This is a genomic window from Bradyrhizobium sp. WSM1253 (genome assembly GCF_000244935.1).
Classification (GTDB): Bacteria; Pseudomonadota; Alphaproteobacteria; order Rhizobiales; family Xanthobacteraceae; genus Bradyrhizobium; species Bradyrhizobium canariense.
The window spans coordinates 6,716,774-6,725,564 of sequence record NZ_JH600073.1 but is presented as its reverse complement, the minus strand read 5'-3'; the positions used below and the strand labels follow the sequence as shown (position 1 = coordinate 6,725,564).

Annotated in this window: 11 protein-coding genes and 1 pseudogene; 7 read left to right on the top strand and 5 right to left on the bottom strand. The window is 63.5% G+C overall.

Annotation, left to right across the window (positions count from 1 at the left end; genetic code table 11):
* Both BRA1253DRAFT_RS45620 and BRA1253DRAFT_RS32625 read left to right on the top strand, forming a co-directional pair.
* A pseudogene (locus BRA1253DRAFT_RS45620) lies at window positions 1–120 on the top strand (thioesterase family protein); the annotation flags it as partial.
* A 75-nt stretch (window positions 121–195) separates the two neighbouring features.
* Window positions 196–1,161, top strand: coding sequence for an IS5 family transposase (locus BRA1253DRAFT_RS32625; protein ID WP_198288277.1), 966 nt, complete (start codon window positions 196–198; stop codon window positions 1,159–1,161).
* A 128-nt stretch (window positions 1,162–1,289) separates the two neighbouring features.
* Here the strand turns inward: BRA1253DRAFT_RS32625 and BRA1253DRAFT_RS32620 are convergent, their stop codons facing one another.
* A complete protein-coding gene (locus tag BRA1253DRAFT_RS32620) occupies window positions 1,290–1,649 on the bottom strand; it encodes a hypothetical protein (RefSeq protein ID WP_007601391.1) in 360 nt (119 codons plus the stop codon).
* 87 nt (window positions 1,650–1,736) lie between these two features.
* Between BRA1253DRAFT_RS32620 and BRA1253DRAFT_RS32615 the strand changes: the two genes are divergently transcribed.
* Genes BRA1253DRAFT_RS32615 through BRA1253DRAFT_RS32600 form a run of 4 tightly spaced genes read left to right on the top strand, consistent with a single transcriptional unit; the run spans window position 1,737 to window position 4,557 of the window.
* Window positions 1,737–2,717, top strand: a complete 981-nt coding sequence (locus BRA1253DRAFT_RS32615; RefSeq protein WP_051058479.1) for an ABC transporter substrate-binding protein — start codon at window positions 1,737–1,739, stop codon at window positions 2,715–2,717.
* 1 nt (window position 2,718) lies between these two features.
* Complete coding sequence (locus BRA1253DRAFT_RS32610; protein ID WP_007601389.1) at window positions 2,719–3,456, top strand: ABC transporter permease; 738 nt, start codon at window positions 2,719–2,721, stop codon at window positions 3,454–3,456.
* Complete coding sequence (locus BRA1253DRAFT_RS32605; RefSeq protein ID WP_007601388.1) at window positions 3,446–4,156, top strand: ABC transporter ATP-binding protein; 711 nt, start codon at window positions 3,446–3,448, stop codon at window positions 4,154–4,156. The genes BRA1253DRAFT_RS32610 and BRA1253DRAFT_RS32605 overlap by 11 nt, the downstream gene beginning before the upstream one ends.
* Window positions 4,157–4,203: 47 nt before the next feature.
* The gene (locus BRA1253DRAFT_RS32600) at window positions 4,204–4,557 is read left to right on the top strand and encodes a hypothetical protein (RefSeq protein WP_007601387.1); all 354 of its coding nucleotides are present in this window, start codon (window positions 4,204–4,206) and stop codon (window positions 4,555–4,557) included.
* A 168-nt stretch (window positions 4,558–4,725) separates the two neighbouring features.
* Here the strand turns inward: BRA1253DRAFT_RS32600 and BRA1253DRAFT_RS32595 are convergent, their stop codons facing one another.
* From BRA1253DRAFT_RS32595 to BRA1253DRAFT_RS32580, 4 genes are all read right to left on the bottom strand, one after another.
* A complete protein-coding gene (locus BRA1253DRAFT_RS32595) occupies window positions 4,726–4,935 on the bottom strand; it encodes a hypothetical protein (protein WP_007601386.1) in 210 nt (69 codons plus the stop codon).
* Window positions 4,936–5,068: 133 nt separating this feature from the next.
* Window positions 5,069–5,974, bottom strand: coding sequence for a hypothetical protein (locus BRA1253DRAFT_RS32590; protein ID WP_007601382.1), 906 nt, complete (start codon window positions 5,972–5,974; stop codon window positions 5,069–5,071).
* 48 nt (window positions 5,975–6,022) lie between these two features.
* Complete coding sequence (gene pqqA / locus BRA1253DRAFT_RS32585; protein WP_035994375.1) at window positions 6,023–6,103, bottom strand: pyrroloquinoline quinone precursor peptide PqqA; 81 nt, start codon at window positions 6,101–6,103, stop codon at window positions 6,023–6,025.
* A 171-nt stretch (window positions 6,104–6,274) separates the two neighbouring features.
* On the bottom strand, window positions 6,275–6,667 hold the full coding sequence (locus tag BRA1253DRAFT_RS32580; protein WP_007601381.1) for an EF-hand domain-containing protein: 393 nt from the start codon (window positions 6,665–6,667) through the stop codon (window positions 6,275–6,277).
* Window positions 6,668–7,009: 342 nt separating this feature from the next.
* Here BRA1253DRAFT_RS32580 and BRA1253DRAFT_RS32575 point away from each other — a divergent pair, with 342 nt between their 5' ends.
* Window positions 7,010–8,674: a methanol/ethanol family PQQ-dependent dehydrogenase gene (locus BRA1253DRAFT_RS32575; protein WP_007601380.1), complete on the top strand. Its 1,665-nt coding sequence runs from the start codon at window positions 7,010–7,012 to the stop codon at window positions 8,672–8,674.
* Window positions 8,675–8,791: the final 117 nt, after the last annotated feature.

The window sequence follows — 8,791 nt, the reverse complement described above, 5'->3', positions numbered from 1 at the left end:
CTGGCGACCGCAGATTCCAAGATCATGCACAAGAGCTACGCCGACCAGAACGCCGAGCTGTGGTCGCCGAACGGAAGGTTGCTCGCGACGAGCACGCAGATCGCGTATTTCAAGGCGTAGCTGCTTCCCCTCTCCCCTTGCGGGCTTGTTGCGTAATCCGTCAATTGTGATTCTCTAAGGCAAAGCCTTGGAGGAATGACGATGGCGGTGAAGCAGACGGGGCAGCCGAGTTTTATTGAGGCTTGGCTCCCGAAGGGAGCAGGTGCCAATGCAGCGCTGGATCGGCTGTCGGGGTTAGTCAAGTGGTACCGGTTCGAGAAGCTGATCGGCCATTTGCGGGATGAAGGGAGCCCCGGTCGTCCAGGCTATCCGGTGCTGGTGTTGTTTCGCGCCCTGCTATTGCAGTCGCTCTATGGTCTGTCGGAACGCGAGCTCGAAGAGGCGCTGGGCGACCGGTTGTCGTTCAAGCGCTTCGTCGGTCTAAGCCTCGAAGATGCGACGCCCGACCACACGGTTCTGAACCGTTTTCGGAACCAGCTGGTTGAAGAAGGTCTGTTGGAGAAGCTGTTTGGCGAACTGGATCGTCAGCTTGAGAATGCCGGCGTCATCCTCAAGCGCGGCACGATGCTGGACGCAACCTTGATCCAGGCGGTGTCGGCTCCTCCCAAGGAGGATCGTCCTTCAAACGATCCCGACGCCCGTTTTGCCAAGCGGCAGGGCAAGAGCGGTTCGACCTTCGGTTACAAGGCCCATGTGGGTGTTGATGAAGGATCCGGCTTGATCCGCGCGGTGCTGACGACGCCCGCCAATGTCAACGACACCACGCCGGCTGATGAGTTGATCCGTGGCGATGAAGCCGTGGTGTGGGCCGATGCGGCTTACGATACCCATGCCAGACGAGCCCGGCTGAAGGCGGAAGGCAAAAAGCCCCGCATCGCCCGGCGTCCCAACCGCCATCACCCAGAGTTGCCACCGAGGCTCAAACGCTACAACCTACTCATCTCTCGACGACGGGCGACGGTGGAGACCACCTTCGCTACCCTCAAACGCCGGATGCGGCTGACCTACATCCGTTACGTCGGTCTCATGAAGGCAAGCGGACAAATCCTGCTCGCCTCCATCGCATTCAACATGAGGAAATGGGCCGCGATCGCGGCCTGAGCCGCCCGCCGAGGGCGACAATCACAGCCTTGGCCGGAGCCTGTCGCGACCCAGACCTTCTCTCTCGACGTCTTCAGCCTCAAAAACCAATAGCGCAACAGGCCCACAAGGGGAGAAGGAAGAAAGTGTTAGAAACACCTCACCTCGGCTTCCGCCTGTGCTCGCCGCAAATCATTCACGGCCGAGTTCGCCTGCTCCGAGGTGCGGAACTGGACGCCGAGATTGCCGCGGACCTGGGACATGCTGAGCGCGGTTTCTGCGGTGACGTAGCGCTCATAGGGCACGATCGAGGCCACCACGTCGATCGAGCAGGAACATTGCTCGATCGCCTGCCGGCTCTCGCCATTGGCCTTCATGCAGCCATAGACATACTCGGCACGCGCCGATGTCGGATAATCATTGGCCTCTTCAGCCTGCGCAGCGAGCGCGGTCGCAGCCCACACCGCCAATGCGGCGACAATCGGTCGTAGCTGTCCGGCCAGATTCATGAGCGTCCTCCCGCTGGTTGCGACGGAAGCTATGCTATGCGTATTGTCCTGAAAAGCACCCTATCAGAGGAAACGGCTCACAAGGTGATGAGAGCATTTGGTCGATCATTGGCGCTCGCGACGACGCTGGCGCTGACACTAGCCGGGCCCGGCCGCGCCGCGGATACGATTCGCCTTGCGGTGCAGAAGACCGGAACATTCTCCTGGGAGCTGGCCGCGATCCGCGCCGGCGGCCTCGACAAGGAGGCCGACCTGTCGCTCGACGTCACCGAGCTTGCGAGCCCCGAGGCCGGCAAGATCGCCCTGCGCGCTGGCAATGCCGACATCATCCTGTCCGACTGGCTGTGGGTGTCGCGCGAGCGCACGCTCGGCGCCAAGCTCACCTTCTATCCCTATTCCAGCGCGCTCGGCGCGGTGATGGTGCCGGCCGCCTCGCCGATCAAGTCGCTGGCTGATTTGAAGGGCCGCAAGCTGGCGGTCGGCGGCGGTCCCATCGACAAGAGCTGGCAGCTGCTCCAGGCGCGCATGAAGCAGGACGGCATCGACCTGAAATCGGAGGCGACCATCGTCTATGGTGCTCCGCCTCTGATCGCCGCCAAGGCGCTCGACGGCGAGATGGATGCGAGCCTCAATTTCTGGAATTTCTGCGCACAGCTGGAAGCCAAGGGTTTTAGACGTCTTGCCGGCATCGAGGACATATTGCCGAAACTCGGCGCCAAGGGCGCGGTCTCCGCAGTCGGCTATGTCTTCGACGAAAACTGGGCGGCGAGTCATCGCGATGCGGTGGCGCGCTTCATCGCGATGACCCGCAAGGCCAAGCAGCTGCTGGTGACCTCGGATGCCGCCTGGGACAAGATCGCACCGCTCACCGGCACGAGCGATGCCACCCTGCTCAAGACCTATCGCGAGCGATATCGCGACGGCATTCCGCGCCGGAGCATCGATGACGAAGAAAAGGACGCGCGCGTGCTCTACCGCGTGCTGGCCGAGACCGGCGGACGCGACCTCGTGGGCCCCGCTGCCGAGCTCGATACCGGCACGTTCTATCACGCAGTTGCCGGAGACTGAGGTGCTGCGTCTTCTGTCGTTTGCCCTGTTGCTCGCGATCTGGTGGACAGCCGCCCTGTTCGTCGGCGCCGCAAAGCTGCCCTCTCCGTCCGCCGTGCTCGACGTCGTCATCGCGGAAGCATCGAGCGGCGCGCTGTTCCTGCATCTCGGCGCCACGCTCGCCCGCGTGAGCCTCGCCTTCGTGCTGGCGATGTCGCTCGGCAGCGCCATCGGCTATCTGATGGGACGGGTGAAGCTCGCCGACCGGCTCGGCGATCCCTGGCTGATCCTGCTCCTGAACCTGCCCGCGCTGGTCGTGATCGTGCTGGCCTATATCTGGGCCGGCCTCACCGAGGCCGCAGCGATCGCGGCGATCGCGATCAACAAGCTGCCGACCGCCATCGTCACCCTGCGCGAGGGCGCACGCGCGCTCGACCGCTCGCTCGACGAGATGGCGAGCGTGTTCGCGATGCCGCGCTGGCGCGCGTTCCGCCACGTCGTGCTGCCGCAACTGGCACCCTATATCGCAGCCTCAGCCCGCTCCGGATTGTCGCTGGTGTGGAAGATCGTGCTGGTCGCCGAACTCCTGGGCCGGCCGAACGGCGTCGGCTTCGAGATCGGCGTCGCTTTCCAGCTGTTCGACACGCCGCGGCTGCTGGCCTATTCGCTGACCTTCGCCGCCGTCGTGCTCGTGATCGAGACCGCGCTGGTGCAACCGTTCGAAGCCCGCGCAACACGATGGCGACCCCGTGCGGCTTGAGGTCGATATCACAGGCAAGAGCTTCAAGAGTGCCGCGGGCGGGACGCAGGAGGTGCTCGCGCCGGTCAGATTCGCGCTTCAATCCGGCGAGGTCGGCGTGCTGATCGGTCCCTCCGGCTGCGGCAAGAGCACGATGCTGCGCATCATCCTCGGGCTCGACCGCGATTTCGAGGGGCACGTCTCGCGCCCGCCGGAAGCGCGGATCGGCATGGTTTTCCAGGAGCCGCGGCTGCTGCCATGGCGCTCGGTCGAGCAGAATGTACGGCTTGCGGCACCCGATGTGACCGACGCCAAGCTCGCCGAGCTGTTCAGGATCCTGGAGCTGGACGCGCATCGCAGTCATTTTCCAGGCGAATTGTCACTGGGCCTCGCCCGGCGCGTCGCGCTCGCCCGCGCCTTTGCGGTGGAGCCTGACCTGCTCGTGCTCGACGAGCCCCTCGCCTCGCTCGACGACGCACTCGCCGGCCGTTTGCGCGACGAGATCGCGACGCTGGTGGCGCGCCGTCCGGTGATGACGTTGCTCGTCACCCACAGCCTGGATGATGCGATCCGGCTCGGCGACCGCCTGTTCTTGCTATCGCCGCGACCGGCGCGCATCGTGCGCGAGGTGCCGATTGCCATCCCGCGCGCGGAGCGCAGCGAGGCCGAGCTCGGCAAGATCAGGGCCGAGCTCGCCGCGTTGCAGCTTGAATCGAAATGAGAACTCATGGTCAATTGGATCAACGACATCTTCGCGGGAGGGTCATCATGCGGCGTACGCTGATTGCGATCGGCATCCTGTTGGTTGCGATGCCCGGCGCGGCGCTCGCGCAGGCCAAAGGCAAGGGTATCCGGCTCTGGAATCTGACGACGGAGACGATCTCCGGTTTCCAGCTCTCGCCGGCCGGGAAGACCGAGTGGGGGCCGAACCAGTGCTTGAACGACAAGGACAAGGAGGTCGACCACGACGAGCGGTTGCGCATCACCGGCGTGGAGCCCGGCCGCTACGACGCCAGGGTCAGCTATCCCAATGCACGGCAGTGCATCGTGCGCGACATCGAGATCAAGGCGGATGCGGTGTTCTCGATCGCCGACAAGGATCTGAAGGATTGCAGCAAGTAGCGCGGCTGCGTTACGAGCGTTTTCCCCTCATGGTGAGGAGCGCGGAACGCGCGTCTCGAACCACGCAGGCCCGTCTGTCGCCTGCGGCCATCCTTCGAGACGCTTGCTTCGCAAGCTCCTCAGGATGAGGACCTAAGCCAGTCGTGACCGGCAACGCAGCTCAGGGCTTTACGCCTTGTCGTTCGGGTGCGGATATTCGCAGCGCCACCGCACCGCCTGCCACTTCGGATGGTCGCCAACCCATTGCGCGATATAGGGCGGCGCAGCCATCGCGCATTGCGTCGGCGACCCCGCATAGTTGAACACCAGATGCTGCTCCTCGCAGGTCGCAGGCGAAAGCAACGCACACACAGTCACCACCAGGTCGATCGGGTTCATGCCGGGATCCTCGCAGAGCCGATGAAGAATAGCACAAAAGGCTACGCTCCGAGGAGCGGGAAGTTTCAATCCGGCCGCGCGAAATCGAGCGGGAATTGCCCCGTCGCCTCTCCCCGCAACCGGGGCGCGAGCGCTAGAAATTAACTCCAAAGACCAGCCTTGCCTGGTGGCGCTCGAAATTGACGAGGTCGAGATTGCCGCCTGATCCGGCCGCACGGCCCCAGGCCTGCATGCTCCAGCTCATGGTCAGGCGCGAGCGCTCCGAAAGCTGGAAATAAGCGGTCGGACCGACGAAGAGGGCTTGGCCTGCGAACTCGCCGAGGCCGATGCCTTCGTACTGCCGGAAGTAGCGCACCTCGCCGCCGAGCAGCACATCGGGCCGCACGCGGACGAGGCCGGCGAAGGCCGCGCCGATGGTCGAACTCTTTTCGGACAGTCCCGCCATTTCGAAACGCGCCCATTCGGGTTGATAGATCAGGTTGAGCGCCCCGATGGCGAAGTTCGGGATCAGCTCGCGATCGAAGGCGAGCGTGAAATCGGTACCGTACATCCGCCCTTTTGCGCCGGAAGTCTCGTCGATGCGATCGCCATGGAGTTCGGCGGCGACAGTCAACCCGAATGGCGCGCGCTCGCGATCGAGCAGGCGATAGCGCAGGTCGAGCGAAGCGCCCTGGAAATTGAACTGACGGCGGTCGCCGATATCGGGGACGCCGGTGATGTCGTGCAGCGTGGCGGTGCCGCCGACCTCGATGCGGAAGTTCGGCAGCGGCACGATCTCTATCTCGACCTCCTGCGACAGGGCGCGATAGGTCCCGCCGCCTTTGCCGAATCGTCCTGTCGTCTGGGTCTGGAATTCGCGCTCGCCGGGATTGCCGACATCGGTGCCGATCATGAAGCCGAAGATGTGCTCGGTATCAAAGCCCTCTTCGGCGCTGACGCATGCCGGCGCGAGCGCGACGGTGCAGGCGGCTATGGTCCAGAATGTAAGGGCTCTCGCGCGCATCCCCGACACTACCACGGCTTCGATGGTAGTTGCCATCGAAGCCGCGGCAGGTCGCAAGTCTTACTTGCAGTCTTACTTGTGGTCCTACTTGCGCAAAGCGCAGGCGTACATGTTGATTTCCATGCCGACCGACACTTCCACGATCTTCGGAGCTTTCCAGGCCATTCGGGGACTCCCAAGGGATTGAGCGCGACATCGCGCCGGCCAAAACCTAGGGCTGCGTCAGGCACAGCGCAAGTCGGGAATCGCGCCGTCGACACAGCGAACTGTCGCATCGCGCTTGCAAATTTCTCTCTCGGGCAACTCGCCTTCGCTCCCAGTCAAGCGGCGCGGCGCTCACTGCAACAAGCGCAGCAGCGCGCGGCCGGCGCGCGAGTTCAGCTCCTTGGCATCCAGCGTTCCATCCTTGTCGGGATTCGCCGCGTTGAAGCGCTGCTCCACCACGGAGAGATATTCGTCGAGCGTGAGAGTCCCGTCGCGATCGGGATCGGCGGCGGCGAGTTCTTTCGCCGTTAACCGTCCGCGCAACTCGCGGGCGTCAAGCGTGCCGTCATGATCGGGATCGAGCTTGGCGAACAACGCGGTCGCCGCCTTCTTCACCTCGGCAAGGTCGAGCGTGCCGTCATTGTCGGTATCGAACGTCTTGACCGCGTTGCCGGAGGCAGACCATGCCGGACCGGACATCAGTGCAATCGTGAGCGCAAGTGCAACAGAGCGACGCGATATCATGAAAACCTCCCAGACCAAGAGCTCCGATTCGAGCCGGATCGAAACGACATAAGTCCACAAGCGAGCCTCGGTTCAAGCCCCGAATTGCAGGCTACGCCCGTACAACTTGCGGAACCCGTCGGCCCGACCATTGCCGTGGCGCACGCGCCCTGCTCCATGCCGCGGAATTTCTTCAGCGCCTGCGCACAAGTGAGAGTTGCTTGTCAGCTCTCCGTCAGGTGACCGGCTTCCGGCCGCCCACCAGATCGGCGTCGCAACTACGACTTTCGTATTGACGCGTTTTGCATTCGGGCGGAGTGTTGCTGCCGCAGCGTCAATAGGCGCGCATATTGGGAGGAACGGATGAAACGCTTTGCGATGGCCGCGAGCCTCGTCATGCTTGCATCGATTTGTGCAAATGCACAAACCAGCGAGCAGCTGGTCAAGGGTGCGACCGATACATCGAACGTTCTCAATTACGGAATGGGCTACAATCTCCAGCGTTTCTCGACGCTGAACCAGATCAACAAGGACAGCGTCAAGAACCTTGTCCCGGTCTGGCACTACTCTTTCAACGACGATCGCAGCGAGGAATCGCAGCCGCTGGTGTACCAGGGCGTGATCTACGTGACGTCGCACAACGCGACGATGGCGGTCGACGCCAAGACCGGCAAGCAGATCTGGAAATCCAAGGTCGAGTATCCTGCCGAAACGCCGCGCATCGTCTGCTGCGGCATCATCAATCGCGGCGCCGCGCTCTATGACGGCAAGGTGTTCCGCACCACGCTCGACGCCAACGTGATCGCGCTCGACGCCAAGGACGGCAAGGAGCTGTGGCGGCAGAAGGCTGCCGATATCAAGGAAGGCTATTCGATGACGGTGGCGCCGCTGGTCGCCGACGGCGTCGTGATCACCGGTATCTCCGGCGCCGAGTTCGGCACCCGCGGCTTCATCGACGGCTGGGATCCGGCAACAGGCAAGCACCTGTGGCGCACCCATTCGATCCCCTCCCCCGATGAGCCCGGCGGCGACACCTGGAAGGGCGATACCTGGAAGCTCGGCGGTGGCTCGACCTGGATTACGGGCTCCTATGATCCCGAGCTGAACACGGTCTATTGGGGTATCGGCAATCCCGGACCGTTCAACTCGGCGGTGCGCCCGGGTGACAACCTCTACACCTGCTCCGTGCTGGCGATGGATCCCAAGACCGGCAAGATCAAGTGGCACTACCAGTTCTCGCCGAACAATCCGTTCGACTATGACAGCGTGGCCGAGATGGTCCTCGCCGACATGAACGTCGAGGGCAAGCCGACCAAGGTGTTGATGGACGCCAACCGCAACGGCTTCTTCTACGTGCTCGACCGCACCAACGGAAAGCTGCTTGCGGCCAATCCTTACGTGAAGGTCAACTGGGCGACGGGAATCGACATGAAGACGGGCCGGCCGATCGAGACCGATGTCAGCAAGGACGCGCGCGAGGGCAAGAAGGTCGTTGTCTTTCCGTCGCTGCTTGGAGGCAAGAACTGGGAGCCGATGTCCTTCAACCCGCAAACCGGGCTCGCCTACGCCAACACGCTCGCCTTCGGCGGGCACTACAAGACCGAGCCCGTCACCTTCAAGCAGGGTGAATGGTATCTCGGCATGGACCTCACCGACCTCTGGGAATGGGGTGATGGTCCGCGCGGGCATCTGAGGGCGATCGACCCCATGACCGGGAAGGCCAAGTGGGAAGCGCCCAGCGACATCCCGCGCTTCTCGGGCGTGCTGTCGACCGCGGGTGGCGTCGTGTTCTCGGGCGCGCTGACCGGCGAGTTCGAGGCCTTCGACGCCGACACCGGCAAGAAGCTCTGGCAGTTCCAGACCGGCTCGGGCATCGAGGGACAACCGGTGACCTGGCAGCAGGACGGCGTGCAGTATGTCGCCGTGACGAGCGGGTACGGCGGCGTCTACTCGATCTTCTCCGGTGACGAGCGGCTTGCCACGGTACCGGCTGGGGGCTCGCTGTGGGTTTTTGCGGTCAAGCAGTAGCCACGGCACGATGCTGAAAGAGGTGACGTACAGGACGGTGGCGATCCTTGCCACCGTCGCGGTGCTGACGGTCGCGCTTGCGGCGGCCGTTCGTGCCGCGGATGATTCAACCGGCAA

Excerpts from the sequence above, each read along its gene's own strand:
- BRA1253DRAFT_RS32625 (WP_198288277.1), top strand. The coding sequence starts at position 196 with ATGACGATGGCGGTGAAGCAGACGGGGCAGCCGAGTTTTATTGAGGCT.
- BRA1253DRAFT_RS32620 (WP_007601391.1), bottom strand. The coding sequence starts at position 1,649 with ATGAATCTGGCCGGACAGCTACGACCGATTGTCGCCGCATTGGCGGTG.
- BRA1253DRAFT_RS32615 (WP_051058479.1), top strand. The coding sequence starts at position 1,737 with ATGAGAGCATTTGGTCGATCATTGGCGCTCGCGACGACGCTGGCGCTG.
- BRA1253DRAFT_RS32600 (WP_007601387.1), top strand. The coding sequence starts at position 4,204 with ATGCGGCGTACGCTGATTGCGATCGGCATCCTGTTGGTTGCGATGCCC.
- BRA1253DRAFT_RS32595 (WP_007601386.1), bottom strand. The coding sequence starts at position 4,935 with ATGAACCCGATCGACCTGGTGGTGACTGTGTGTGCGTTGCTTTCGCCT.
- BRA1253DRAFT_RS32590 (WP_007601382.1), bottom strand. The coding sequence starts at position 5,974 with ATGGCAACTACCATCGAAGCCGTGGTAGTGTCGGGGATGCGCGCGAGA.
- pqqA (WP_035994375.1), bottom strand. The coding sequence starts at position 6,103 with ATGGCCTGGAAAGCTCCGAAGATCGTGGAAGTGTCGGTCGGCATGGAA.
- BRA1253DRAFT_RS32580 (WP_007601381.1), bottom strand. The coding sequence starts at position 6,667 with ATGATATCGCGTCGCTCTGTTGCACTTGCGCTCACGATTGCACTGATG.
- BRA1253DRAFT_RS32575 (WP_007601380.1), top strand. The coding sequence starts at position 7,010 with ATGAAACGCTTTGCGATGGCCGCGAGCCTCGTCATGCTTGCATCGATT.